Here is a 24,517-nt window from a genome sequence, read left to right as displayed (position 1 = left end):
CCGACCGCTGCGGTCTGTTCCGACAAGGGCTCACAGGGCCCGTGCTGGTTCTCGGCGGGTCCGCTCGCTCGGCGCGCCGCGCGAGGGGGTCGGCCCCTGTGAAGGCGGCAAGGGCGGGAATCCCGCGGTGGGCGGCGACCGCGAGTGCGCCCGCTGCTTCCGGTCCGGTTTGTTGCACCGGCTCATGCCAGTGCGTTCACCGCTGAGGCGAAAAGGCGCGGCAGACGGGCGGCCGTGGGCACGATGTGCGGGGCGAGGGCGGGCTGCTGCCGGGCCCTCACCAGGAGTTCTGTCAGGATCCGGTGACGGCGGGTTGCGCGGTTCCAGTCGGCCTCGTAGCGGCTTGGTGTGCCGCGGCGCACGTTGTCGACCAGGGCTCGGGCGCCGGTGAGGGCGAGGGAGACGCCTTCACCTGTCAGCGCGTCGATGTATCCGGCGGCGTCGCCGACGAGCAGCACCCGCCCGTGGGTGCGGGTGCGTGCCCTCTGGCGTAGTGGTCCCGCGCCTCGCACCGAGGTGACGGCTGCTTCCGGGGGCAGCCGGGCAGCCAGTTCGGGAAAGCTCTCCAGCTGGGTGGTGAAGGGAGATCGTCGGGTCGTGAGCAGGGCGACGCCGACGAGTGTGGGGCCGAGCGGGGTGACGTACGCTTCCGTGTGCGCTCCCCAGTGCACCTCGACGTACGGCGACCAGGGGAGCACCGCGTAGTGCTGGCGCAGCCCGTACCGGGGCGCGCCCTGGGTCTTCACCTCCAGGCCGAGGGAGCGGCGCAGCGGTGAGTGCAGGCCGTCCGCGGCGACCAGCCACCGGGCGCTCAGTCCGGTGCCGGGGACGGTCACGCCCGTGCTGTTCTGCCGTACTTCCTTCACCCGCAGGGGCAGTACCGGCACGCCTGCGTCCAGGACGGCCTGGTGCAGGGCGCTGTGCAGGCTGGTGCGGCGCGCGCCCAGGCCGGGACCGTGCCGGAACGGGGCCTGAACCCGGCGAGGACCCTGGATGTAGCGGATGCCGGTGATCGGATGGCCTGGGACTCGCAAGCCGAGTGCGGTGAGGGCGCGGACGGCGCTGGGCATCAGGCCTTCGCCGCATGCCTTGTCGACCGGTGCCTGGCGTGGTTCTGCCACGACGGTGTCGAGACCGGCGCGCGCGGCGTGCAGGGCGGTCGCGAGGCCGGCGGGGCCGCCTCCAGCGATCAGCAGGTCGTGGTTGCCGCTCACGCGGGGTCCGCTTGGGCGAGGGCCGTGTTCTCGCAGCGGATGCGGACCGCGAGCAGCATGGCGTTGGCCATGGTGAACGCTGTCGCGCTCAGCCACGCGGAGTGCACCAGGGGCAGGGCGGCGATCTCCACGACGACTGCCGCGTAGTTGGGGTGGCGCAGGAAGCGGTAGGGTCCCGCGCCGACCAAGCGCGCTCCGGGAACGACGATGACCCGGGTGTTCCAGTACGGTCCGAGTGTGGTGATGCACCACCAGCGCAGGGCCTGGGCCAGGAGGACGAGCGCCAGCATGGGCCATCCCAGGGCGGGCAGGAACGGTCGGTGGGCGAGCACGGGTTCGAGGAGGCAGCAGGCTAGGAGGCCCGTGTGCAGGACGACCATGACCGGGTAGTGGCTACGGCCGTGCTCCACGCCGGCGCGGGCCAGGGTCCAGGCCGCGTTGCGCCGGGCGACGAGGAGTTCGGCGACGCGTTCGGCGGCGACGGCGAGGATGAGAAGCGTGTACCACGGCATGGGGACCCCTCACCAGCGCAGCAGGACGAGTTCGGAACAGAATCCCGGGCCCATCGCCAGGAGCAGGCCCCACGTTCCGGGCTCGGGCCGGGATTCCCGGGTGTTCTGCAGGATGTGCAGGACGGAGACGGAGGAGATGTTCCCTACGGTCGCGAGTGAGTCCCATGCGGTGTCCAGGGCGTTGGCGGGCAGGCCGAGGGTGTCGCTCACGGCGGCAAGCACCTTGGGGCCTCCTGGATGGCATACCCAGGTCCCGATGTCGTCGGTGGTGAGGCCGTGTTCGGCCAGGAAGGCACGCAGGTGCCGGCCGAAGTGGTCCCGCACGACGCCGGGGACACCGGCATCGATCACCACGCGGAAGCCACTGGCGCCGACGCTCCACCCCAAGAGCTGTCCGGTGTCCGGATACAGGCGACTACGTGTGGCGACCACCGAGGGAACGGCCGCGTCCGAGGGCGCGCTGCCGCTGCCGCGTGCGACGAGTGCTGCAGCGCCGTCACCGAACAGGGCGCCGGCGACGAGGTTGGCGCGGGAGTCGTCGCGCCGCTGGAGCGTCAGTGAGCACAGTTCGACGGTGAGCAGCACAGCCGTGTCGTCGGGGTGGCCGCGCAGGTAGTCGTGCAGCCGGGCGAGACCGGCGGCGCCTGCCACGCAGCCCAGGCCGAACACCGGAAGCCTTTTGACATCGGGCCGCAGTCCCACGCGCCCGGCCAGCTGGGCGTCGAGCGAGGGAGCGGCGATGCCGGTGATGGAGGCGCACACCAGCAGATCGACATCGGCGGGTGTGAGTCCCGCTTCCTCCAATGCGCCGGTGAGGGCTTCTTCGCCCAGGTCGAGGCCGGCCGCCAGCCACGCGTCGTTGCTCTGCCCGAAGTCACCGAGACCGGCGTACCGCTCGATGGGCAGGGCGAGATGGCGCGTGCACACACCGGCAGACGCGTGCAGGCGGCGCAGTACGGTGCGGTCCGCCCCCGGGGGCAGGCACAGGTCGCCGATTGGCTCGGTGAGGTCTTCCTGAGCGTAACGGTGGGGTGGCAGCGCCGTGCGGACGGCGGCGATCGTGGTCACCGTGCCGGGCGGGGACGTCCGGCACGGCGCGGTGGGCGGGGAAGCGGCGATCTCCGAGACACGCATGTCGGTAATGTGCTCCTCTTCTCGAATGCCCTATTTACTTTCCTTTGTGTCTCTACACCCGCCCGAGGTTCTTCCGCGCTCAACACACCGTGTCCCGGTGCTGCTGCGCTCCTGCCATCCCGAGCCGGCGTTCGCCGTCACGCTGTTCGTGACCGCGCTGGCCGTGGCGGCGGGCCGCGGGGTGGCGGGGTCGGCGGCGGTGGCCGCGGCCGCCCTGGCCGGTCAGCTCTCGGTGGGCTGGTGCAATGACGCGCTCGACGCGCAACGGGACAGAGCCTGCGGGCGGCGCGACAAACCGGTGGCCACCGGTGAGCTCACGCCCCGGGCGGCGGCTGTCGCCGCCGGGGCGGCTCTGGGACTCTGCGCACCGTTGTCGTTGCTGAACGGCGCCGCCGCGGGAATGGTGCACCTTCTGGGCATGGTGGCCGCGGGCTGGGCCTACAACCTGTGGCTCAAGCACACGGTGCTCTCACCGCTGCCCTATGTTGTGGGCTTCGGCTCGCTGCCGGCCTTCGTCACCCTCGGTGGGCCGTCGCCGTCCTGGCCCGCCTGGTGGGCGGTGGCGGCCGGGGCACTGCTGGGCCTGGGGGCGCATCTGGTGAACGTGCTCCCGGACATCGAGGACGATCTCGCAGCCGGGGTGCGTGGGCTGCCGCAGCGGCTGGGCGGTGCGGCCTGCCGGTGGCTCGCCCCGCTCGTGATGCTGGCGGCCGTGGGCGTGGTCACCGCGGGGCCGCCCGGGCCGACAGCACCGGAGAGCTGGGTACTGGCGGCGTTGGCCGGGGCCGTCGCGGTCGCGGGTACGGCTGTGCCGTCCGGAGCCCGGTGCCGGTGGCCGTTCCGGGCGGCGATCGTGGTGGCGGGCACGGCCGTGGTGCAACTCCTGCTGAGAGGCGCGGACATGGCCTGACTCCTCGACCCGGCCGCGTGGGGGGGGCGCCGAGGCTGCCGGCGCTCCGGCGGGGTGTGCTCTCAGCGCACCCCGCGCTTCGGCCGTCCGGAGACGCCCTGGCCGAAGAACGCCCGACGGACGGCGATACCGGTTGCCGCCGCTCCCGTGACAGCGGCGGCCTTGGCCAAGCGAAATCCGGCAGCCAGGCCACGGTCACGCCGTTGTGGCGCGACTGAACCATCACCATCGTGAGCCGTCTCCTCCGTTCCGAAGGCAGGGCTGCATTTCCCGCTGCCCGGCCCGTACGCCAAAAGGCCCGGGTTGCTCACAGCATCGCGCTCGTCAGGGGTGGCGCGGCCGGCGATGTCCCTGCCGGACCCCCGCCCCGACCTCCCCCTGTGACACCACGACCGCGCCGACTCGGCACGGGCAGCGGCGGCCGACACGCAACTGTCGATGGCAGTACGTCCCAGAGTCTGGTTCGGCCGGCGTGACCGCTGGTCAGTGAGACGCCGTATGGGGCTTGTCCGCGAGATGTGCCGTGATGACGAGGTTGGCGCGGTAGGTCTGGTCGTCTGTGTCCCAGTCGGCGCAGGTGACCAGGGTCAGTTGCGGTTGCGGGGCCGGACCGTAGACCTTCTGGGAAGGGAAGGCGTTGTTGGGGTGGACGCTCAGGGCGGTGACGATGAAGACCGGGTTGCGGCCGTCGCGTCGGTGCACGGTGATGCGGTCCCCCTCGCGGAGCGCACCGAGGCCGTAGAAGGCGGCGGGGCCGGTGTCGGAGTCCACGTGGCCGGCCAGGACCGCATTGCCTCGCTCGCCCGGGGTCGGCGACCCGGTGTACCAACCGGCGTGGCCGGCCTCCTCGGGTAGGGCGATGGAGCCGTCCTTGCCGATGCCAACGGCCTTCACTGGCGCGTCCAGGCCGTGACGCTTGGCGGTGATACGAACCGGTTCGGAAGCGGGCAACGCGACGGCCTGACCCAGGGGAACGGGAGCGGTGGCCTCTGAGTGGGCGCGCGCCGCAGCCGGGGCCTCGGGCGGGGGCTGCCGGCCGGGCACGAATGCCATGGCCAGCAGGGTCAGGCCGGTGACGGTGAAGACGGTGGCCGCCGTGGTGAAGAGACCACGGCGGCCGGTTCGCCGGACGTTCGGCATGAACTCAGCTCTGGCGGCCGGCGCGGCGGCGCATCGCGAACGCCCCTGCGGCGGCGACCAGCAGCGCGCCCCCGCCCGCGGCTGCGGCGGTGTTCATGGCGGTGTTCTGGGTGCCGCCCTCACCGCCGTGGACAGCGCCCTTCGCCGCCATCTTCAGCGCCCCGCAAAGAGCGGGGTTGGTGGCTTCGGAGGGCAGCGACGGGTCGAGGTCGCTGGGGCCGAGGTTGTTGTCGTACTTGCCGTTGCCGTTGAAGTCGATGCCGTGGACGACGACGACGCCGGTGCCCTCGCGCAGGCTCTTGGCGGCCTCGTCGCTGAGGTGGATGGTGCGCTCGTAGTGGACCTTGTCCCCGACGGGGAAGCGGTCCACGGCCAGACCGGAGGCGGGGCTGGTGTCACCGGTGGTGGTCAGCGAGGTGCCGATGCCGCCGTAGAAGGGGGCGCCGTCGGTGGTGTTGAGGAACGTCTTGCCGTTGCGCGTCTTGGCGACCGTCTCGGGCGGGCACACGCCCTTGGCCGCGATGTGGAAGTGCTGAGCGTGCGGAGCACCGGCCAGCAGGCCGCTGTGCTTCACCACCACGTGGGCTTTGTTGCCCTCCAGGTGCACCATGGCGGTGCCCGATCCGGTCACCTTGTTCACCTTGAACGGGTTCAGCGTCGCGTGCAGCGTGATCGCGTGATCACCGCGGGTGGTGTCGTCGGCCATCGCCGTCGGGGCGAGTGCCACCACGGGCGCGAGGCCGGCCAGTGCGGCAAGCGCACAGGTGGTCTTCTTCGTCATTCGAGTCTCCACTGAAGAGAGGATTGGCGCGGTCGGCTCCGCCGTACGGGCACTCATCCCGACCCGCGGCGAGCGACCGGTGCTACCAAGCAACGAATCTGCCTCCGCACCCGCCCCCGTGCCACTCCAGCCGGCCCGCTACCGATCCGTAGCATTCGTCACGGACAGCGCACGGGGCATCAACAGGCGACCGCCACCACCTTCGCCACCTGCGGAAAGACCTCCGGACGACCGAGGGATGGGTAACCGAGGACGGCACAGGGTGCCTCTACGGCGAACGGGTGCCTCGGCCACGCGTCAACGCACGGCCGAGACGCTGAGGGATGAGCACGAAGGCCGTGGTTGTGAGTTTGGGTATGCGGGGCATCCTGTGGGATGCGCCGCGGAAGTGGCACGCTTCCGGACAGGGTCATATGCGTGTCTGACCGCACGGGGCGACGCATTTTCCGAGTTGTGAGACGCACTGTTGTGCACGGGTGCGGACGCTGGTCGATCCGGCACACACGTCGGAACACCGCCGCGGCCACGGCGCCCTCTACGTGGCCAACCAGGAACGCATCTACGTCGCCCGGCTGCGCCGTACGCCGGCCGGAACGCCGTTGCCCAGAGCGGTGGACGGGAGGGCACCGCCCAGCCGACTGCCGCTCAGCAGCTGCCACCAGACAGACATCCCGCAGGTCAGCGCACCCTTCCCCGCGGTTTCAGGGGCACCGGCGGCAGTTCCGGTGCGGGCAGTGGAGCCCCGTCGTACCCCTTCACCTCCCCGAACCGCGTGCCCTCCATCCAGTCCCGGCGTGCCTGCTCGATCTCCTCCTGGGACCGTCCGATCCAGTTCCAGAACATGATCAGCTCCTCCTCGAACGGCTCGCCGCCCAGCAGCATCAGTTCCGCGTCCGACTCGGCACGCAGCGGGAGTTCGGTGCGGCCGCAGCCGAGGTAGAGCATCGAGCCCGGCAGTACCGGCACCCCGTCGACGTGGGCCTCGCCGGACATGGACAGCACGGCGTACTCGAAGTCCGGCTCGACGGGGAGGCGGACGTCCGTGCCGCGGCTCAGGGCCAGGTCGGCTCCCACGATGGGGGTGTACGTCGTGCCGGGCGAGGCCGCGCCGTCCAGTTCGCCGAGGATCATCGTGGCGCGCAGGCCCGGTGCCGTGACGACCGGCAGGTCGGCGTGGTGCTCGAAGCGCGGGTCGGTGTGGCGGTGGCCGTCGGGGAGGGCGACCCACAGCTGCGCGCCGTGCAGGAAACGGGCGTGCGGCCTGGGGCTCTCCTCGGAGTGGCTGATGGCCCGGCCGGAGGTCATCAGGCCGAGTTCGCGGGGGCGGATCGTCTGGAGGCTGCCCGTGGAGTCGCGGTGCAGCACTTCGCCCTCGTGCAGCCAGCTCACCGTCTGCAGGCCCATGTGCGGGTGCGGGGGCACCTGCATGCCGGGCTCGTCGGCGATGTCGTCGGGGCCGTAGTGGTCGACGAAGCACCAGGCACCGATCATGCGCCGGCCCAGGTTGGGCAGCAGCCGCCGGACCTCGGTGGACTCGCCGAGCTTCACGTGGCGGGGGCTCAGGAGTTCACGCACCGGCTCCGCCACCACGAAGCCGCGTCCGCCGCACACCGCCGGAACCGGCTGCCGGTCAAGATTGCTCATACCGCCCAACCTAGCCGCGTCGGAGGCGTCGCGTCAGGCGTTGCCCGCCCGGTCGCGGGCCATCGAGGACGAGGGCTCCGGCGGGCGGAAATATAGTAGCCATGGATATAGAAGCCATGTACGGTATTCGGCGTGAGTACGACACCCCAAGGCCCCACGCCCGGCTACCTGGTCTGGCGGTTGTCCACGAAGTGGCGCGTCGCGGTCGATCGCGCCGTGGCGCCCCTGGGGCTGACCCACGCGCAGTACGCGCTGGTGGCGTCGCTGCACGGCATGGGACGCTCCGGCGTCCGGCCCAGCCAGCGGCAGCTCGCCGACCACACCGGCCTCGAACCGCTCTACGTGTCGAAGCTCGCCCGGACCCTGGAGTCCGCCGGCCTCGTGACCCGCACGAGGGACCCCAAGGACCCGCGCGCCGTGCAGCTGGCCCTCACCGACGAGGGCCGGGACGTCACCCGCCGGGCGATCAGGGTCGTCCAGGGCCTCCTGGACCAACTGCTCCAGCCGCTCGGCGGTCTCGACGGCCCGCGCACCCGGGACCTCGTCCGCGACCTGACCGTCCTGCTCGACGCGCCCCTCGATCCAGTCCGTCCAGTTCGTCCAGTCCGTCCGCTCCGTCCGCGCAGCGGTGACCACGCATCCACAGGGCACGACCAGACATCGGAGGAGCAGTCATGACCACTCCCGCACGAACCGTCAACGGCCGCGTCATCGGCCTCGCCCACTACGCCGGCCGCGCGGTCCTGGAATCCGTCCTGGCCCGCCACGGCGCCACCTTCCAGCAGCTCATCACCCTCAGGCCGGTCGCCGTCGCCGACGGCCCCGTCGGGCGCGCCGAGCTGGTCGAGGACGTCGTCCACTCCCTGAAGATCTCTCCCGCGGACGTCGAGACCGTCGTCGAGGAGCTGATCGGCAGGGGGCTGCTGACCGCCGAGGGCTCCACCGTCAAGATCACCGGCGCCGGGCGGGAGCTGTACGAGACGACCAGCGGCGAGACCGGCGCGATCTCCGCCCGGATCTACGCGGACATCCCGGCGGACGACCTGGCGGCCGCCGGGCGTGTCCTCGCCCGCGTCACGGAGCGCGCCAACGCGGAACTGGCGGCGCTGTCGGCGTAGCACCCGCCGCGCGTACCAGCCGGTGGTGGAATGTTCGACCGACTCCGTCGGTTGTGGTCGCCGAAGGAGGTCGGAAGTGGACACGACGTACTACGGCCACGGAACACCGGCGGAGCGCTGGGAGCGCGCGCTGATGTTCTTCGACGCCAAGGACTACGCCGCCGCGGCACGCGTCCTGGACGGGCTGGTCGAGGAGGTGCCGGAGCAGACCGGACCGCGGCTGCTGCTGGCCCGCTCCTACTACCACTCTGCCCAACTTCGCCGCGCCGAGGCCGAGTTGCGTGTCCTCGTGGAGCGCGACCCGGTGGAGCACTACGCCCGGCTGATGCTCGGCCGGACGCTCCAGCGGCAGGGCCGGCACGAGGAGGCGGAGTCGCACATGCGCATCGCCTCCGCGCTCGCGGGCGACTTCGATCGACTCCAGCGGCCGTAGCGCCTGCGGCGGCCGTCATGGCTGCCAGGACACCCGGCATGCCCAGGTCCGCCCCGCCCCGTGCGGGGCGGCCGGGCGTGACATGCTGACGTTATGGGATCTACGCGTGGGTCTGTACCGCCGGCCGAACAGGTGGAGCAACTCCTCGCCGGGGGCGGCCCGTTGCCGATCGTGGCGGCCGGTGATCCGGTGCTGCGGCGCCGCGCCGAACCGTTCGACGGCCAGCTGGAGCCCGCGCTGCTGGCCCGCTTCGTGGCGGCCCTGCGCGTGACGATGCGCGCGGCACCCGGTGTCGGTCTCGCGGCGCCGCAGGTCGGCGTGGGGCTGCGGATCGCGGTCGTGGAGGACCCGGCGCCGGTGCCGGAGGAGGTGCGGGTGGCGCGCGGACGGGTGCCGCAGCCGTTCCGGGTCCTGGTCAATCCGTCGTACGAGCCCGTCGGCGATTCGCGGGCGGCCTTCTTCGAGGGCTGTCTGAGCGTGCCGGGCTGGCAGGCGGTCGTGGCCCGGCACGCCCGGGTGCGGCTGACCGGGCAGGACGAGCACGGTCGGGCGCTGGACGAGGTGTTCACGGGCTGGCCCGCGCGGATCGTGCAGCACGAGACCGACCACCTCGACGGCGTCCTCTACCTCGACCGAGCCGAACTGCGCTCGCTGTCCTCCGGCACGGCGATGGCGGAGCGCTGGAACCGGCCCACGCCCAAGGACGCGGCGCGGGAACTGGGCTTCACGCTTCCGGACTGACGTCCCGTCAGCTTCCGGCTCTCCGCGTAACCTAGTGCCCTCACACGGGGAGGGACATTGAGCAAGGTCGTCTTCGTACACGGCGTCGGCAAGCAGTTCCTGAGCGAGGACTCCCTGGCCCGGGACGTCGTGCCCGAGCTGCTGGGCGGGGTTCGCCTCGCCGGCGGCCCGGTTCCGGCGCCCGGCGAGGTCGGGGTGGCGTTCTACGGCGACCTGTTCCGCCCGGCCGGCACCCGCTCCGGGTTCGACGTCCCCTACGACGAGGGCGACGTCGAGTCCGACGAGGAGTTCGCCCTCCTGATGCAGTGGTGGGCCGAGGCCGCCCGTACCGACCCGGCGGTCCCGGACCCGGCGCAGTGCGGCACCCGGGGGCCGGTCGGGTGGGGTGCCTCCCGCGCGCTGCGGCTGTCCGCGGTGCGGGCCGCGCTCGACGCCCTGACCGGCGCCCGCTTCCTGCGCGGGGTCCTCGACCGTGCCCTGATCGGCAGCCTGAAGCAGCTGACCGGCTACCTCGGCGACCCGGACGTCCGGCGCGCGGCCCGCGACCGGCTCGCCGCCCGGATCACACCGGGGACGAGGGTCGTCGTGGCCCACTCGCTGGGCTCGGTCGTCGCCTACGAGACGCTGTGCGATCCCGAGCGCAACGGCGACTGGGACGTACGCGTGCTGGTCACGCTCGGCTCGCCCCTGGGCATGCGCGCGCTCGTCCTCGACCGGCTCGATCCCGCTCCCGAGGAGCGCCGGGCCGTGTGGCCGAAGCCCCTGCGGGCCTGGACGAACATCGCCGACGCCACAGACGTCGTCGCCGTCGTACGCGACCTGCGGCCCGCCTTCGGCGACGGGGTGACCGACGTACCGGTGCACAACGGCAGCCACATGCACGACGCCACGCGCTATCTGACGGCGGTGGAGACCGGCCGGGCCGTCGCGGCGGGGCTGCTGCCCGGCCCCGGGGCAGGCTGATGCGCTACTTCGTCGCCGCCGGCACCCGCCACTACCGCGACGCCCCCGAACTCCCCCAGGCGCACGAGGACATGGCGCGGGCCGCCGCGCTGTTCGCGTCGGCCGGGTACGAGCGGATCCTGACGGCCGTGTCGTACGACCCGCACTCGGAGGACTTCGAGAACGCCCTCGCCGACTGGTGCGCGAGCCCTTGCCTCACCGCCGACGACGTCGTCGCCGTGTACTACGCCGGGCACGGCGGCCGCTCGCTCACCGGGCAGTACCGCCTGGCGTGCGCCAACACGGAGACCGGCCGGCCGGGTTCGTGGCTGTCCCTGCCCAATCTGGCCGAGATTCTCGCCGCCTCCCCCGTACGCAACGTGCTGTTCGTGGTGGACGCCTGCCACGCGGCGGCCGCCACGGCAGAGATCGGCGCGGTCACCGACGCGGTGGTGGCGGGCCGGGGCCGCGCCGACGACTTCGGCGCGGGCACCTGGCTGCTCGCCTCCGCCCGCCACCGCGACAGGGCCGTGGACGGTGCCTTCGTCACCGAGTTGGCGAAGGCCTGCGCCGACGGCGACGGGCCCTCGCAGCGCTTCCTGTCCCCCAGCGTGCTCGCCGAACGCGTCAACCGGTCCTTCGTGACGGCCGGCCTGACCCAGCGGGCCGCGTGCTCGTCGGTGGACCAGTCGCACCGGCCGCCGTTCTTCCCGAATCCCCTGTTCGAGCCGGGCGCCGAGGTCACCGGGGACGGCCGCCCGCACGCGGACGCCCAGGACCTCTCGACGCACTTCGAGCCGCGCGGACGCGGTGTGGAGCACGTCCACGACCCCGGCTCCTACTTCACCGGCCGCGAGCACGCCCTGCGCGAGGCGCGTGCCCATCTCGCCGGGCAGGGAGCGGGCCGGCTGCTGGTCGTGACGGCGGACCCGGGTTCCGGCAAGTCGGCCGTGCTGGGACGGCTGGTCCTGGAGGGGCATGCCGACGCCTCCGTCAGCGCCCGCCACCTGACCCTGGAGGCGGTGGTCGGACGGCTCGCGGGCGCCGCGGACGTCCGCGCGGCCACCGCGGTCACCCTGCTGAAGGCGCTGGCCGAGCGGGAGCGGCCGTTCCGCGTCGTCGTGGACTCCCTCGACGAGGCGGGCCCCGGCGACGACCGGGCCGAGGCCCGCCGTATCGCCTGGGAACTGCTGCGCCCCCTCGCCGCGGTCGGCTGCGTCCGTCTGGTGGTGGGCTCGCGGCGGGAGTTGCTCCCCCACCTCGGCGACCGGGTGCCGGTGATCGACCTGGACGACGACGCCTACGCCGGGGACACCGACACCGCCGCGTACGTGCGGAAGATCCTCTGCGACACGGGCGCGCCGTACGAGCACCGTCGGGAGCTCGCCCGTCTCGTCGCGCACGAGATCGCCCGCCGCTCGGGGCGCTGCTTCCTGGTCGCCCGGATGACGGCGAGCGCCCTGCTGCGCGGCCCGGTGGTGGACGCCTCCGTGCCGGGCTGGGCCGAGCAGTTGCCGTCCGACGTCGGCGGCGCCTTCGAGGCCTACCTCCAGCGGCTGTCCTCCGGGCGGCACGCCACGACCACGGCCCTGCTCACCGCCCTGGCGTTCGGCGAGGGGGACGGGCTGCCGCGCAAGGTGTGGGTGCGGGTCGCCGCGCGGCTGTCCGGCACCGCCCTCGCGGAGGCCGACATCGACGTGCTGCTCGAAGAGGACGGCTCGTACCTGGCGCACGCCTGTGTGGACGGCACGCGGTACTTCCGCCCGTACCACCAGGAGCTGACGGACCATCTCAAGGAACGGGTGCTGCGCCGGCGTGACCTCGCCGACGTCCAGGAGTGTTTCGTGGAGACCCTCCTGGATCTGGTCCCGGGGCGTGACTGGTCCCGTGCCCCGTCCTACGTGCGGGCCCATCTGGCGACCCACGCCGCCGGCGCGGGCTGCCTGGACGGCCTCGTGGAGGACGCCTCGTTCGTCGTCGCCGCCGAACCGGCCGCGCTGCTGCCGGCCGTCCGGCACGTGCGGCGGCGCGCGTCGCTGTCGCTCGCGGTCGAGCGGTACACGTATCTGCTGACGGACACGGACCAGGACGCGGGTCCGGACGGGACGGACCGGGCCGGGCTGCTGGCGTTCGTGGCGCGGGCCCACGGGGAGCACGGGCTCGCCGGGCAGGCGGAGTCGCTGTCGCGGTCGGTGCGGCGGGTGTGCGTGGAGCCCCGCGAGATCACCCCGCACCGGGTGGTGGGACGGCACGCCGGGGACGGCTACGCGGTCCGGTTCAGGAACCCGGACTGGACGGTGACGGACGTGGTGCTGCCGGACGGCGAGCGGTGCGTGCTGGCGGCACCGCCCGACGCGTCGCACGTGCACGTCTGGATGCCGGACACCCCGGCCAGGTCGACGGTCCTGCCGCATCCGGCGCGGGTCACCGGCCTGCGTCTGCTGGACGGGCCGGTCCGTCGCGCGGAGGCCGTCACGCTCGACGAGCAGGGCACGCTGCGGTGGTGGGACGTGGCGGACCAGACGCTGTCCCGCGCGGTGCCCGACTCGGAGTGGACGTCCCTTTTCGACGCGGGGCTCCTGGCCGACGGCACGCCCGTCCTGGTGTGCGGGAACGACGAGCGGGTGGCGGCGCTCGCGCTGCCCGCGCTCAAACCCCTGGCCGAGACGGACTGCACGACGCGGCCCGCGACCGAACGGGAGGAGGCCGTCGGGCCGACCGCCTGTCTGGCACGCGATGCGGGCGGGCAGGCGCACCTGCTCGTCTGTGACGGCGTGCGCGGACGGGTGTCCTGGCTCCCCCTGGACGAGGACGGCGCACCCGTCGTCCTGCTGGACGGCCTCACCAAGCCCGTGCTCGCCGATCATGTGGACGGCCCGCGCGGCACCGTCGTCGCGGTCTGCGAGGAGTGGACACGGCTCACCGTGCTCGAACCGGCCACGAAGACGGTCACGAGCGCGCCGTTCAGGGGGGTTGCCGACTGGCACGTGAGCGGCTTCGCCCAGGGCAGTGCGGCCGAGCCGGTCCTGGTCGCCTCGTCCGAGAAACTGCTCACGGCGCGGGTCGGCGAGCCGGTCCGGGCGATCGGGAAGAAGGACCGGGCGGGCGGGCAGCTCACGGCACCGGTACTGCACGACGGCCGGCTGTTCGGCATCGCCATCGGGTTCGGCGGCGGTCTGCGCGTGATCGACTGCGCCACCGGCGACCTCGTCGGCTCACCGCTGTACGGCCACGAGGGCGCCGTGTGCACGGTGCACGCCCTCGCCGCGCCGGGGTCCGCCGGGCCCGACATCCTGGCCGTCGGCAACGACGGCACCGCCCGCCTCTGGCGCTGGGGCTCCCACCAGGCGCCGTCCGCGGCGCTCCCGTCCGCCACCGCCGGTTTCCCGGTCACCGAGGTCGAGGCACTGATCCCGTGGAGCCGCGAACCGGCCTCGGTGATGGCCGTGACCCTTCGCGACCACGTCCGGCGGCTCACCCCGGGCCTCTGCGCCGAGGCAGCGCACGACATCGCGCAGGAACGGACCCGGTTGCCGGCGGTGGGAGAGCCTCCCGCGAGGCAGGACCGCGCCGAGGACCCCGACGGGACGCTCCACCTGGTGACGTGGAAGTACACGGGGCACGAGACGCTCGACCTCGCACCGGACCTGCCGCCCAGTCCGGTCTCGTACCCCCTGTGGCACCGCCTGCGCCCGGACGCCGCGCCCGAGGACACTCCGCTGCGGTGGCTTCACGGGGACAGGTGGGACCGGCTGCGCGTCCGGCTCCTCCCCGCGACCCGGTCGCGTCCCCGTGCGCGCTTCGTCGCGTTCGACGCCGCGCTGTGCCGGGCCCGGCTCCTGAACGACCCCGGGGACACCGGCGACTGGGCCGGCCTGCCGTGGAGGGTCGACCCGGCCCGCGACTTCGTGTGCTCCACGGCGTTCACCACCTCCGAGGGGGACGCCGTGCTGATGGCGGCGGCCCGTCCTGCCGTACGCCGGGAGAGCACCGTCGGCCACCGGCACCTCTGGCACGTGGACCCGGACCGGGAGACCGTGGTGCCCGAGGCCAGGCTCTGGAACCTCTCGCAGGGCACCCGGCACGAACGCGACGGCCTCCCACTCGCCCCGGACGTCCGGGATCTGCTGCCCCACCACGGTCCCGACGGCACCCGGTGGATCATGCAGCGCGGTCGCGACGGCGCCGCCTCGGTGATCGACCTCGACACCGGCCGCCGGCACGACGTCTGCTCCGCCGAGGAGGGGCACGGCACCGACGCCTTCCGCGCCTACGGCGGGCAGTGGACCGCGCTGCCCGACGGCACGCCCGTCCTGCTGTGCCGGGCCCCGGCGCCGCCCGGCCGTCCGATGCCGACGCTCGTCTGGACACCCGGCACGGCGGGCCGCCCGGAACGCCTGCCGCTGCTGCCGGCCGACGTCCACTGGGCCGGGCCCGCCCCCAGCGGGGAGGCCCTGGTGGCCGTGAGCGACGGGCACGGCATCGCGCTGTGTCATCTGCCGAGCCTCGAAACGGTCTGGTACGCCCCGCTGCCCGCCGCCGTGACCGCACTCGCCCCGCTGCCGGGCAGCCGCCACCTCGATCTCGCCGTGGGCACCCAGCAGGGCGTCGTCTTCGTCCGCCCGCGGCTGCCGCGCGGCTGGCGGGACCGTCTCGGGGCCGGCTGACCTGAGCGGGAGGTCTCACGTGTCCCGGTGGGCCTCCAGCAGCCGCAGCCACACCTCGCTGATCGTCGGGTACGGCGGGACCACGTGCCACAGACGGCTCACGGGGACCTGCCCAGCGACCACGACGGTCGCCGAGTGGACGAGTTCGCCGACGCCGGGGCCGACGAACGTGACGCCGCGGACGATCTCGTCCTCCAGGTCGACGACCATGCGGGCGCGGCCCCGGTAGCCGTCGGCGTACAGGCCGGCGCCGGCGACGGAGGAGAGGTCGACGTCGACGGCGCGGACCCGGTGGCCCGCCTGCTCCGCCTCGGCCAGGGACAGGCCGACGGCCGCGGCCTCCGGGTCGGCGAAGACCACCTGCGGCACGGCGGCGTGGTCGGCGGTGGCGGCGTGCGCGCCCCACGGCCCGGAATCCAGCACGGACGTGCCGGAGGCGCGTGCGGCGATGGCGGCGCCCGCGATGCGGGCCTGGTACTTGCCCTGGTGGGTCAGCAGGGCGCGGTGGTTGACGTCCCCGACCGCGTACAGCCAGTCGTGGCCGGTCACCCGGAGGCTGTCGTCGACGTCGAGCCAGGAGCCGGGTTCCAGGCCGACCGTCTCCAGGCCGATGTCGTCGGTGCGCGGGGCGCGGCCCGTGGCGAAGAGGATCTCGTCGGCCTCGACGCGGTCGCCGCCGTCGGTGACGATCACGACGGTGTCGTTCTCGCGGGTCACCGACCGCACCGACGTGCCGGTGCGGATGTCGGCGCCGGCTTCCGTGAGGGCCTCGGCGACCAGTTCGCCGGCGAAGGGCTCCATGCGGGGCAGCAGGCCCTTGCCGCGCACCAGGAGGGTGACCTGCGAGCCGAGGGCCTGCCAGGCGGTGGCCATCTCGGTGGCGACCACGCCGCCGCCGACCACGACGAGCCGGCCGGGCGCGCTCTTGGCGCTGGTGGCCTCCCGGCTGGTCCACGGCCGCACCGTGTCCAGGCCCGGCAGGTCGGGCAGGGCGGCGCGGCTGCCGGTGCAGACGGCGACCGCGTGCCGGGCGGTCAGTACCCGGTCCGTGCCGTCGGGGCCGGTCACGGTGACGGTGCGGGGCCCGGTGAGCCGACCGTGCCCGCGGTACAGGTCGGCGTCGATGCCGTCCAGCCACTGGACCTGGCCGTCGTCCTGCCAGTGGGAGGTGTACTCGTCGCGGTGGGCGAGGACCGCTGCCGCGTCGAGGGGGCCCCGCACCGACTGGCTCAGTCCCGGCACGCGGCGGGCGTCGGCGCGGGCGATGACCGGGCGCAGCAGTGCCTTGCTCGGCATGCACGCCCAGTAGGAGCACTCGCCGCCGACCAGTTCGCTCTCGACGACCGCGGTGGTCAGGCCGGCCGCGCGGGTGCGGTCGGCGACGTTCTCCCCCACGGGTCCGGCCCCGAGCACCACGACGTCGTACGCGATGGTTTCCGTTTCCGTCATGGGGTCAGTCTGGTGGGTGGTGTGCGGCGTGGCCACACGGGTACGTGCGCCGATACGTGCCGGTCCGCGCACGGAATACCAGCCCGTACGGCCGTGTTGTGCCGACGGCTCAGCCCCCGACACCAGGAAGAGGGATCACGCCATGAGCAGCACCGTGGAGCTCACCAAGGAGAACTTCGACCAGATGGTCACGGACAACGATTTCGTCCTGATCGATTTCTGGGCGGACTGGTGCGGACCCTGCAAGCAGTTCGCCCCGGTCTACGAGAAGGCGGCCGAGGACAACCCCGACCTGGTGTTCGGGAAGGTGGACACCGAGGCGCAGCCAGAGCTGGCCGCGGCCTTCGGCATCCAGTCGATTCCCACGCTGATGATCGTCCGTGACCAGGTGGCCGTGTTCGCCCAGCCCGGCGCGCTGCCCGAGGCCGCTTTGACGGATGTCATCGGGCAGGCCCGGAAGCTGGACATGGACGAGGTCCGCAAGGCGGTGGCGGAGCAGCAGGCCCAGGCCGAGCAGAACGGCCAGTAGGGCCCGCGCCCCTGCTGCGGGAGTCCCCCGGGGAGGCCTAGAAGGGGTACGTCGCCACGTCGCCGCGCACCGTGGTCCAGCGCAGTTCGGTGAACGCCTCCAGGTTGGCGTCGCCTCCGAAGCGGGCTCCGGTACCGGAGGCGGCGACCCCTCCGAAGGGGGCGACGGCCTCGTCGTTCACGGTCTGGTCGTTGATGTGGACGATGCCGGTCGGGATGCGTTCGGCCAGGTCCAGGCCGCGGGCGGGGTCGCGGGTGACGATGCCGAGGGACAGGCCGTACGGGCTGCGCGCGGCGAGCGCGGCGGCTTCGTCGGCGGTGTCGAAGGGGCGTACGGGCGCGACGGGCCCGAACACCTCCTCCGTGTAGGCGGGGGTGTCGTCGTCCACGCCGGCGAGGACGGTGGGCCGGTAGAACAGCCGGTCGTGGGTGCCGCCGGCGGCCACCTGGGCACCGCGTCCCGCGCTGGACTCCACCAGGCCGTGCACCTTGCCGAGTTGCTTGTCGTCGATGAGCGGGCCGAGGTGGACCTGTTCGCGGTGCGGGTCGCCGACGGCCATCGCGTCGGCCTTGGCGGCGAGCCGCTCCACGTACTCGCCGTAGAGCGAGCGGTGGACGAGGTGGCGCCCGGTCGTCATGCAGATCTGCCCCTGGTGGAAGAACGAACCCCAGGCGGCCGTGGAGATCACCGCGTCGAGGTCGGCGTCCTCCAGCACGACCAGGGCGGAGTTGCCGCCGAGTTCCAGGTGGGCCCGCTTGAGGTGGCGTCCGGCGGCCTCGCCGACCGCGCGGCCCGCCGCGGTGGACCCGGTGAAGGAGATGACCCGCACTCGCGGGTCGGCGACCAGGGCCTGGCCGACGTCGGGGCCGCCCGGCAGGACGTGCAGCAGTTCTTCGGGCAGGCCCGCCGCCGCGAACACCGCGGCGAGGGACAGGCCGCCGCAGACCGCCGTGCGCGGGTCCGGCTTGAGGACGACCGCGTTGCCGAGGGCGAGGGCCGGGGCGACGGAGCGGATGGACAGGATCAGCGGCGCGTTGAACGGGGCGATCACGCCGACGACCCCGGCCGGGACGCGCCGGGTGTAGGACAGGCGGGGCGCCTCGCTGGGCAGCACCTGGCCGGTGGGGCGGGAGACGAGCGCGGCGGCCTCGTAGCACTCCTGGGCGGCGACGTGCAGTTCGAAGTCGGCCTTGCCGGGGACGGAGCCGGATTCGCGGACCAGCCATTCGCGCAGCTCGCCTGCGTGCTCGGTGAACAGGTCGCCGGCCCGGCGCAGCACTCCGGCGCGGATGAAGTGCGGGGCGCGCGCCCACGCGCGCTGCGCGCGGGCGGCGGCCTCGGTGGCCGTACCGACGTCGGCGGCGGTGGCGAGGGTGACGGCGCCGAGTGTGTCGCCGGTGGCGGGCTCGGTGACGTCGTAGGTGTCTCCCGCGAAGGGGGACCGCCAGGTGTTCGGGTCGAGCAACGGCATCGGGGCGCTCCGTTCGGTCACCGGCGGGCTCACACGGCCAGTGGGAGCCCCGTGTAGTGGGCCGCCAGTTCGGCGGCGGCCTGGTGGGACGCGGTGATCCGGCGCAGGCGTGTGAGCTGCATCCGGCTCTCGAACGCGTCCCCATCTGGTTGAGCGTGCAACATCTTAGTCATCTCGTCGGAGAAACGAGTGGCCTGCCACACGCGTTCCAGACACCGGTCCGAGTATTGCTCCAGCGGCTGTGCGGAACCCGTGCGGTGCAGCGCGGTGAAGGCGCGGGCCAGCACCCGCACGTCGGCCACGGCCAGGTTGAGACCCTTGGCCCCGGTCGGCGGCACGATGTGCGCGGCGTCCCCGGCGAGCAGCAGCCGGCCGTGGCGCATCGGCTCATGGACGCGGGACCGCATCGCGGTGACGGACTTGGCGGTGATGGGCCCCCGGCGCAGGGACCAGTCGCCGTCGACGGCGAAGCGGGCGTCGAGTTCGTCCCAGATCCGGTCGTCGGGCCAGTCGGCGGGGTCGGTGCCGTTGGGCACCTGGAGGTAGAGGCGGGAGACGGTGGGCGACCGCATGCTGTGCAGGGCGAAGCCGCGCTCGCCGCGGGCGTAGACCAGTTCGTCGCAGGACGGCGCCACGTCGGCGAGGACACCGAGCCAGGAGTACGGGTAGGTGCGCTGGTACGTACGGGTGATCGCGGGCGGGAAGGCGTCGCGGGCGATGCCGTGGGAGCCGTCGCAGCCGACCACCCAGTCGCAGGTCAGTGTCCTGTCCCGGCCCTCGTGCCGGAACCGCACGACGGGCGCCTCGCCGTCCGCCCCTTCGACGGCGACCGCCTCGGCCTCGAACAGCAGCGGCGGCCCGTCGGCCAGGTGGAGTGCCACGAGGTCCTTCACGATCTCCGTCTGGGCGTAGATCGTGACGGTGCGGCCTCCGGTGAGGGCGGGGAAGTCGATGCGGTGGCGTGCGCGGCCGAAGCGCAGTTCGATGCCCCGGTGCACGATGCCCTCGGCGTCCAACCGGCCGGCGGCGCCGGCCTCGCGCAGCGCGTCGACCGTGCCCTGCTCCAGCATTCCGGCGCGCTGGCGCCGTTCCACGTGGCCGCGGGTCCTGCTCTCCAGGACGACGCAGTCGACGCCCGCCCGGTGCAGCAGGCGGGCGAGGAGCAGCCCGGCGGGACCGCCGCCGATGATGCCGACCTTGGTGCGCATGGCCCGCCCCTTCGCTATCAGCTGGAGTCGCGGTGCACCACCGATGCTCCCAGCACCTTGTGCCTCTCGGGAGCCGTGGCGGGGTCGCGGACCGCGCGGTCGACCAGTTCGGCGAGGTCGCGCCCGGACGGCAGCTCGATGTGGACGGTGCTCAGCCGGGGGCGCAGCAGCCGGCCCAGCATCAGGTCGTCGGCGCCGATCACGGCCGTCTCGCCGGGTATGGCGACGCCCTCGTCCTGGAGGGCGCGCATCAGCAGCATCGCGTACTCGTCGTTGTACGCGAACACCGCGTCGAGGCCGAGGCCGCGCCAGCGGGCGGCGAGCCGGGCGGCGGACTCCTCGTCGTGGGCGAGGGGCAGTTCGGTGACGGTGGCGTCGGTGCCGCGCAGGGCGTGCCGCACCCCGGCGAGGCGGGGCACGGAGAACAGCTCCAGGCCGGCGTCGCCGGGCATGACGACGCCGATGCGGCGCCTGCCGCGTGCGTACAGGTGGCGGGCGGCGCAGTGGCCGACGGCCTCGTGGTCCATGAGCAGGGCGTGCGCGCCTTCGACGGGCTCGGGGGCGAGGGTGACGACGGCACGGGCGCCGGAGCGCTTGAGGACCGCGACGCCCCGTGCGCCGAGTCCGGAGCCGGGCACGAGGACGGCGACCGGCCGCAGTTCGGCCCAGGCGCGGGCGGCCTCGTCGTCGTGCGGGCCGGCGGTGCCGTACTGGACGACGGTGTAGTCGAGACGGCCGAGCGCCCACTGGACTTCGGCGATGAACCGGCTGTAGAGCGGTCCCACGGGGAAGTTGGGGGCGGGCATCAGGACCATGCGGCTGTGTCCGGCGCGCAGGCTGCGGGCGGCCGCGTGCGGGACGTAGCCGAGTTCCCTGGCGGCGGCGTGGACGCGGCGGCGGGTGGGCTCGCTGATGCGTACGGCGCTGGTGTTGTTGAGGACGTAGGAGACGGTCGCGCGCGAGACGCCGGCCAGGCGGGCCACGTCGGCGCTCGTGGGAACGGAGCGCGGCGGTGCGGGCGGTGGGGGCGTGTTCGGTATCTGCACCATGACGTACCGCATCTTGGCAGAAGCGGAGGGCGGGGGCGCGGGCGGGGGAAGCGGTGCGGGTGCGGGGCAGGTGGGGCCGGGTGCGGGACCGGGCCGTTGTCCGGCCCGGGGGCGACCGCGTGGGGCGGGGCCTATTCCCGATCGGTGCGGGTCACCCTGGCGACCAGGTCGAGCCATGCCGTCTCCAGCCGCTCCAGGGGCATGCCGCACTGCTGGGTGAGGTGGTGGACGAGCGCCGGGTCGACCGCGTTCATCAGGGTGTGGGCGAGGAGTTCGGCGTCCCCGTCCGGGACCGCCTCGCGCAGCAGCAGGGCGAGGTGGCCGCGCAGGAAGCGGCGGGGGGCCGCGGAGAACCGGCGGTCCGGGGTCGGTTCGGCGGCGAGCTGCAGGTCCAGCTCGTCGACCGTGCGGCGCAGCAGGGCGCGGCCGAAGGCCCGCAGCCGCTCGACGGGCGGCGCTCCGGGGCCCAGGGGCGGGGGGCCGCCGAGCAGCGCGGCCTGGAACTTCTTCTCGGAGTGGTCCAGCAGCGCCATGAGCAGGCCGGTGCGGTCGCCGAAGCGGCGGAAGACCGTGCCCTTGCCGACCGAGGCCGCCGCGGCCACCGCCTCCATCGTGAGGCAGCTCGCCCCGTGCTCGGCCACCAGGCGCTCGGCCGCCTCCAGCAGCCGGGCCCGGTTGCGCGCGGCGTCGGCGCGCAGGCACGGCTCGTCGTCGGCGGAGCCGAGCTGGAGCAGTTCAACCTGTGCCGAGGGCTCCTCGGGCCGGGGGAAGGGGGGCAGGGCGGCGGACATGAAGCAAGCGTAAAGCATCGGGAAGAAAACTGGACCCCGGTCCGGTTAGGGTGCTACAACAGAAACGGACCTCGGTCCGGATTGTTGCCGCAGGTGCAGCGTTCTCAGGTTCCGGCTTTTCAGCTCAGGGAGTTTTCACATGTCTGTTCGCATTCTCGCGCTCGTCGGCAGCCTCCGTGCCGGTTCGCACAATCGTCAGCTCGCCGAGGCGGCCGTCAAGCTCGCCCCCGAGGGTGCCGAGGTGGACCTGTTCGAGGGCCTGGCGGACATCCCGTTCTACAACGAGGACATCGACGTCGAGGGCTCCGTCCCGGCCGCCGCCGCCAAGCTCCGTGCGGCAGCGGGCGCCGCCGACGCGCTGCTGCTGTTCACGCCGGAGTACAACGGCACGATCCCGGCGGTGCTGAAGAACGCCATCGACTGGCTGTCGCGGCCGTACGGCGCCGGCGCGCTCACCGGCAAGCCGGTCGCCGTGGTCGGCACCGCGTTCGGCCAGTACGGCGGCGTCTGGGCGCAGGACGAGACGCGCAAGGCGCTGGGCGTGGCCGGCGGCAAGGTGCTGGAGGACGTCAAGCTGGCGATCCCGGGCTCGGTGACGCGTTTCGCGGAGACCCACCCGGTCGACGACGCCGAGGTCGCGGCGCAGCTGACCGAGGTGGTCGCCCGCGTGCACGGTCTGGCCACGGAGTCGGCCGCGGCCTGACCGTTCGCCATACGCCCCGGCAGTCGGCGCCTCGCGGGAGGCCGTCCGGCTCCCGGGGCGTTGTCGCGTGCGGGCCCGCCGGGCGCCGTCGACGGCGGCCACGTCCCGGCGGTGGCGTCCGGGGCCTTCCCCTGCCGGTCACGCCGCGGCCGTCGTCGCCAGCTCCCGCAGCTCGCGCAGGGCCACCGCCACCGCCGGGCGGGTCTTACAGCCGCCCCTCGTGCAGGTCAGTAGCTTGCGGTGCGGGTTGCCCGTGCAGCGGACCCGGGCGATCGGCAGGTGCGGGGGCAGCTGCGCCAGGCGGGGGACGAGAGCGACGCCGAGACCGTGGGCGACCAGGTGGGCGGTGACGTTCCAGTCCCGGGCGTGGTGGACGACGTCCGGGGTGAACCCGGCGGCGCCGCACGCCGACATGACGTGCGGGCGGCAGGGGCTGTCGGCCACCGGGGCGATCCAGGGCTCGCGCGCCGCCTCCGACAGGTCGACCCGGGCCCGCCCGGCGAGCGCGTGCCCCTCGGGCACGACCAGGTCGAACGGGTCGTCCAGCAGCGGCTGCTGGTCGAAGCGCGCGTCGCCGAGCGTCGGATTGCGCGGGGTCGCCTCCACGACGGCCAGGTCCGTCTCACCCTCGAAGAGCAGGTCGAAGCACTCCGGGACGCCGACCTCCGCGATGCGTACGGACAGCCGGGGATGCCGCTCGCCGAGCCGCACCGCCATCGGCGCGAGCAGGACGGAGACCGCGACGGGGAAACCGGTGACGCGCAGCAGTCCGGCGGGGTCGCCGTCGTCGGCACGCAGATCGAGCTCGGCCTGCTCCCAGCGCGCCTGGATGGCGTCGGCGTGCGCGAGCAGGCTCTCGGCCGCCGGGGTCAGACGCACACCCCGGCCCTGGGGTTCGAGCAGGTCCACGCCCAGGTCCCGGGCCAGCTGCCGGATCTGCTGGGAGGCGGCGGACGGGGTGAAGTGCAGGGCGCGGGCGGCGGCGGTGACCGTGCCGTAGTGGGAGACGGCCCTGAGGACGTGCAGCCGGCGCAGGTCAATCATGAAGTCCACGCTTCACGGTGGCGTCCACAAAGTCAACCTGGACGTGTACGGAGCGAGTGCCGCACCCTTGTCCGTGTCGCGCCGGGCGGATCAGCTCTCCCGCAGCCGGCGCCATTCATCAGGTGCACCGTTCACCGGGTCGCACACACGAAGCACAAGGAGTCGCCATGACCAGCACGACCGGCCCCGTCTGCCCGCACTGCGGCTGGCCGGACGGCGCCGAGCCCTTCCAGGTGGTGTCGTGCCACGGCACCGCGGTGGGCAGCACCGTGTGGACGCGTTGCGGCTGCGGGTCGCTCCAGGTCCGGGTGACCGACGCGTGCGGCACCCGGGTCGTCTCGCGCAGCAGGCCCGCGCTCACCGAGTCGAGCCCGGCGTGGCGCTGACCCCCGCTCCCTGAAGCCCGTCGGCCCCCCCTCCGGCCTGTGCGGGCGCGGGTATTTGCGCCGATGCCATACCCTTGAGTCCGGCCGTGCCGCCACGCGGGCGGCCGGTTCGGACGGAGGACACAGGGACCATGACGGCGACGGATCCGGCGCTCACCGCACTGGCGCAGGGCTGGTGCGCGCTCTCCCTGCTGCACGGCAGGATCGAGGCCCACATCGAACGCGCCCTGCAGTCCCGCCACGACCTCAGCGTGCGCGAGTACTCCCTGCTCGACGTCCTCAGCCGCCAGCACGACGGCGACGGCGGCCACCTCCAGATGAAACAGGTCGCCGACGCCGTCGTCCTCAGCCAGAGCGCCACCACCCGCCTCGTCACCCGCCTCGAGGACCGCGGCCTGCTGGAGCGCTACCTCTGCCCCACCGACCGCCGCGGCATCTACACCAACGTCACCGACGCCGGCCTCAAGCTCCTCGCCGAAGCCCGCCCCACCAACGAAGCCGCCCTCCGCGAAGCCCTCGACACCGCCGCCACCAACCCCGAACTCGCCCCCCTCGTCCACGCCGTCGAATCACTGCACGCCCCCGCCTGACGCCGGCGCCGAGCCGCGTCCGCCGGTCACCACCGGGGACGGTCGATTGACAGGCTCTCCG

At 73.5% G+C, this 24,517-nt stretch carries 23 protein-coding genes; 11 read left to right on the top strand and 12 right to left on the bottom strand.

The features are described from left to right. Positions 1-182 precede the first annotated feature (182 nt). Genes QC282_RS11565 through QC282_RS11555 form a run of 3 tightly spaced genes read right to left on the bottom strand, consistent with a single transcriptional unit; the run spans position 183 to position 2,794 of the window. Complete coding sequence (locus QC282_RS11565) at positions 183-1,214, bottom strand: NAD(P)/FAD-dependent oxidoreductase (protein ID WP_279549187.1); 1,032 nt, start codon at positions 1,212-1,214, stop codon at positions 183-185. Beyond that, positions 1,211-1,726, bottom strand: coding sequence for an isoprenylcysteine carboxyl methyltransferase family protein (locus tag QC282_RS11560; RefSeq protein ID WP_279549186.1), 516 nt, complete (start codon positions 1,724-1,726; stop codon positions 1,211-1,213). Before QC282_RS11560 ends, QC282_RS11565 begins: the two co-directional genes overlap by 4 nt. A 9-nt stretch (positions 1,727-1,735) precedes the next feature. Then, positions 1,736-2,794: a type III polyketide synthase gene (locus QC282_RS11555; protein WP_279549282.1), complete on the bottom strand. Its 1,059-nt coding sequence runs from the start codon at positions 2,792-2,794 to the stop codon at positions 1,736-1,738. A gap of 166 nt (positions 2,795-2,960) precedes the next feature. Here QC282_RS11555 and QC282_RS11550 point away from each other — a divergent pair, with 166 nt between their 5' ends. After that, on the top strand, positions 2,961-3,770 hold the full coding sequence (locus tag QC282_RS11550; protein ID WP_279549281.1) for a UbiA family prenyltransferase: 810 nt from the start codon (positions 2,961-2,963) through the stop codon (positions 3,768-3,770). Between the two features lie 483 nt (positions 3,771-4,253). Here QC282_RS11550 and QC282_RS11545 read toward each other — a convergent pair whose 3' ends face one another. The 3 genes from QC282_RS11545 to QC282_RS11535 all read right to left on the bottom strand — a co-directional run bounded on the left by QC282_RS11545 (position 4,254) and on the right by QC282_RS11535 (position 7,335). Next, entirely contained in the window at positions 4,254-4,910 is a 657-nt protein-coding gene (locus tag QC282_RS11545) for a class F sortase (protein WP_279549185.1), read from the bottom strand. Between the two features lie 4 nt (positions 4,911-4,914). After that, positions 4,915-5,691, bottom strand: coding sequence for a hypothetical protein (locus QC282_RS11540; protein ID WP_279549184.1), 777 nt, complete (start codon positions 5,689-5,691; stop codon positions 4,915-4,917). A 678-nt stretch (positions 5,692-6,369) separates the two neighbouring features. Further along, positions 6,370-7,335, bottom strand: a complete 966-nt coding sequence (locus QC282_RS11535) for a pirin family protein (protein ID WP_279549183.1) — start codon at positions 7,333-7,335, stop codon at positions 6,370-6,372. Positions 7,336-7,467: 132 nt separating this feature from the next. Here QC282_RS11535 and QC282_RS11530 point away from each other — a divergent pair, with 132 nt between their 5' ends. The 6 genes from QC282_RS11530 (at position 7,468) to QC282_RS11505 (ending at position 15,236) form a co-directional block, all read left to right on the top strand. After that, entirely contained in the window at positions 7,468-8,013 is a 546-nt protein-coding gene (locus QC282_RS11530; RefSeq protein ID WP_279549182.1) for a MarR family winged helix-turn-helix transcriptional regulator, read from the top strand. Continuing rightward, entirely contained in the window at positions 8,010-8,453 is a 444-nt protein-coding gene (locus QC282_RS11525) for a MarR family transcriptional regulator (protein ID WP_279549181.1), read from the top strand. The genes QC282_RS11530 and QC282_RS11525 overlap by 4 nt, the downstream gene beginning before the upstream one ends. Before the next feature lie 76 nt (positions 8,454-8,529). Next, complete coding sequence (locus QC282_RS11520) at positions 8,530-8,886, top strand: tetratricopeptide repeat protein (RefSeq protein ID WP_279549180.1); 357 nt, start codon at positions 8,530-8,532, stop codon at positions 8,884-8,886. A gap of 93 nt (positions 8,887-8,979) precedes the next feature. After that, positions 8,980-9,627, top strand: coding sequence for a peptide deformylase (locus tag QC282_RS11515; protein ID WP_279549179.1), 648 nt, complete (start codon positions 8,980-8,982; stop codon positions 9,625-9,627). A gap of 57 nt (positions 9,628-9,684) precedes the next feature. Next, the gene (locus QC282_RS11510) at positions 9,685-10,590 is read left to right on the top strand and encodes a hypothetical protein (RefSeq protein WP_279549178.1); all 906 of its coding nucleotides are present in this window, start codon (positions 9,685-9,687) and stop codon (positions 10,588-10,590) included. After that, positions 10,590-15,236, top strand: coding sequence for a caspase family protein (locus QC282_RS11505; RefSeq protein ID WP_279549177.1), 4,647 nt, complete (start codon positions 10,590-10,592; stop codon positions 15,234-15,236). Before QC282_RS11510 ends, QC282_RS11505 begins: the two co-directional genes overlap by 1 nt. Before the next feature lie 15 nt (positions 15,237-15,251). Here QC282_RS11505 and QC282_RS11500 read toward each other — a convergent pair whose 3' ends face one another. Next, positions 15,252-16,685: an NAD(P)/FAD-dependent oxidoreductase gene (locus tag QC282_RS11500; RefSeq protein ID WP_279549176.1), complete on the bottom strand. Its 1,434-nt coding sequence runs from the start codon at positions 16,683-16,685 to the stop codon at positions 15,252-15,254. Between the two features lie 142 nt (positions 16,686-16,827). Here QC282_RS11500 and trxA point away from each other — a divergent pair, with 142 nt between their 5' ends. Beyond that, entirely contained in the window at positions 16,828-17,214 is a 387-nt protein-coding gene (gene trxA, locus QC282_RS11495; RefSeq protein ID WP_279549175.1) for a thioredoxin, read from the top strand. A 37-nt stretch (positions 17,215-17,251) separates the two neighbouring features. On the opposite strand, the gene QC282_RS11490 is transcribed toward trxA, so the two are convergent. From QC282_RS11490 to QC282_RS11475, 4 genes are all read right to left on the bottom strand, one after another. Then, complete coding sequence (locus QC282_RS11490) at positions 17,252-18,685, bottom strand: benzaldehyde dehydrogenase (RefSeq protein ID WP_279549174.1); 1,434 nt, start codon at positions 18,683-18,685, stop codon at positions 17,252-17,254. A gap of 29 nt (positions 18,686-18,714) precedes the next feature. Then, positions 18,715-19,893 carry a 4-hydroxybenzoate 3-monooxygenase gene (locus QC282_RS11485; RefSeq protein WP_279549173.1) on the bottom strand — a complete coding sequence of 393 codons (1,179 nt, stop codon included), beginning with the start codon at positions 19,891-19,893 and terminating at the stop codon, positions 18,715-18,717. Positions 19,894-19,910: 17 nt separating this feature from the next. Beyond that, on the bottom strand, positions 19,911-20,942 hold the full coding sequence (locus tag QC282_RS11480) for a LacI family DNA-binding transcriptional regulator (RefSeq protein WP_279549172.1): 1,032 nt from the start codon (positions 20,940-20,942) through the stop codon (positions 19,911-19,913). Positions 20,943-21,073: 131 nt separating this feature from the next. After that, complete coding sequence (locus tag QC282_RS11475; protein ID WP_279549171.1) at positions 21,074-21,733, bottom strand: helix-turn-helix domain containing protein; 660 nt, start codon at positions 21,731-21,733, stop codon at positions 21,074-21,076. A 139-nt stretch (positions 21,734-21,872) separates the two neighbouring features. Here QC282_RS11475 and QC282_RS11470 point away from each other — a divergent pair, with 139 nt between their 5' ends. Next, a complete protein-coding gene (locus QC282_RS11470) occupies positions 21,873-22,436 on the top strand; it encodes an NAD(P)H-dependent oxidoreductase (RefSeq protein WP_279549170.1) in 564 nt (187 codons plus the stop codon). A gap of 138 nt (positions 22,437-22,574) precedes the next feature. Here QC282_RS11470 and QC282_RS11465 read toward each other — a convergent pair whose 3' ends face one another. Next, on the bottom strand, positions 22,575-23,480 hold the full coding sequence (locus QC282_RS11465) for a LysR family transcriptional regulator (protein ID WP_279549169.1): 906 nt from the start codon (positions 23,478-23,480) through the stop codon (positions 22,575-22,577). A 167-nt stretch (positions 23,481-23,647) separates the two neighbouring features. On the opposite strand from QC282_RS11465, the gene QC282_RS11460 reads away from it, so the two are divergent. Together QC282_RS11460 and QC282_RS11455 are read left to right on the top strand one after the other, a co-directional pair. After that, the gene (locus QC282_RS11460) at positions 23,648-23,866 is read left to right on the top strand and encodes a hypothetical protein (RefSeq protein ID WP_279549168.1); all 219 of its coding nucleotides are present in this window, start codon (positions 23,648-23,650) and stop codon (positions 23,864-23,866) included. 131 nt (positions 23,867-23,997) lie between these two features. Then, positions 23,998-24,456 (top strand): MarR family winged helix-turn-helix transcriptional regulator, encoded by a 459-nt coding sequence (locus QC282_RS11455; protein ID WP_279549167.1) that lies wholly within the window; start codon positions 23,998-24,000, stop codon positions 24,454-24,456. Positions 24,457-24,517 lie beyond the last annotated feature (61 nt).

This window comes from Streptomyces sp. DH24, assembly GCF_029813775.1.
In the GTDB taxonomy this organism is placed as follows: Bacteria; Actinomycetota; Actinomycetes; order Streptomycetales; family Streptomycetaceae; genus Streptomyces.
Note: the sequence above shows the minus strand (reverse complement) of the source record. Positions and strands in the feature narration are given on the sequence as shown.

What these genes read in the sequence shown, in the direction of transcription:
- QC282_RS11490 (WP_279549174.1), bottom strand. Translation starts at nt 18,685, where the DNA reads ATGCCGTTGCTCGACCCGAACACCTGGCGGTCCCCCTTCGCGGGAGAC.
- QC282_RS11475 (WP_279549171.1), bottom strand. Translation starts at nt 21,733, where the DNA reads ATGTCCGCCGCCCTGCCCCCCTTCCCCCGGCCCGAGGAGCCCTCGGCA.
- QC282_RS11480 (WP_279549172.1), bottom strand. Translation starts at nt 20,942, where the DNA reads ATGGTGCAGATACCGAACACGCCCCCACCGCCCGCACCGCCGCGCTCC.
- QC282_RS11485 (WP_279549173.1), bottom strand. Translation starts at nt 19,893, where the DNA reads ATGCGCACCAAGGTCGGCATCATCGGCGGCGGTCCCGCCGGGCTGCTC.
- QC282_RS11545 (WP_279549185.1), bottom strand. Translation starts at nt 4,910, where the DNA reads ATGCCGAACGTCCGGCGAACCGGCCGCCGTGGTCTCTTCACCACGGCG.
- QC282_RS11515 (WP_279549179.1), top strand. Translation starts at nt 8,980, where the DNA reads ATGGGATCTACGCGTGGGTCTGTACCGCCGGCCGAACAGGTGGAGCAA.
- QC282_RS11560 (WP_279549186.1), bottom strand. Translation starts at nt 1,726, where the DNA reads ATGCCGTGGTACACGCTTCTCATCCTCGCCGTCGCCGCCGAACGCGTC.
- QC282_RS11535 (WP_279549183.1), bottom strand. Translation starts at nt 7,335, where the DNA reads ATGAGCAATCTTGACCGGCAGCCGGTTCCGGCGGTGTGCGGCGGACGC.
- trxA (WP_279549175.1), top strand. Translation starts at nt 16,828, where the DNA reads ATGAGCAGCACCGTGGAGCTCACCAAGGAGAACTTCGACCAGATGGTC.
- QC282_RS11525 (WP_279549181.1), top strand. Translation starts at nt 8,010, where the DNA reads ATGACCACTCCCGCACGAACCGTCAACGGCCGCGTCATCGGCCTCGCC.
- QC282_RS11455 (WP_279549167.1), top strand. Translation starts at nt 23,998, where the DNA reads ATGACGGCGACGGATCCGGCGCTCACCGCACTGGCGCAGGGCTGGTGC.
- QC282_RS11505 (WP_279549177.1), top strand. Translation starts at nt 10,590, where the DNA reads ATGCGCTACTTCGTCGCCGCCGGCACCCGCCACTACCGCGACGCCCCC.
- QC282_RS11465 (WP_279549169.1), bottom strand. Translation starts at nt 23,480, where the DNA reads ATGATTGACCTGCGCCGGCTGCACGTCCTCAGGGCCGTCTCCCACTAC.
- QC282_RS11540 (WP_279549184.1), bottom strand. Translation starts at nt 5,691, where the DNA reads ATGACGAAGAAGACCACCTGTGCGCTTGCCGCACTGGCCGGCCTCGCG.
- QC282_RS11500 (WP_279549176.1), bottom strand. Translation starts at nt 16,685, where the DNA reads ATGACGGAAACGGAAACCATCGCGTACGACGTCGTGGTGCTCGGGGCC.
- QC282_RS11460 (WP_279549168.1), top strand. Translation starts at nt 23,648, where the DNA reads ATGACCAGCACGACCGGCCCCGTCTGCCCGCACTGCGGCTGGCCGGAC.
- QC282_RS11470 (WP_279549170.1), top strand. Translation starts at nt 21,873, where the DNA reads ATGTCTGTTCGCATTCTCGCGCTCGTCGGCAGCCTCCGTGCCGGTTCG.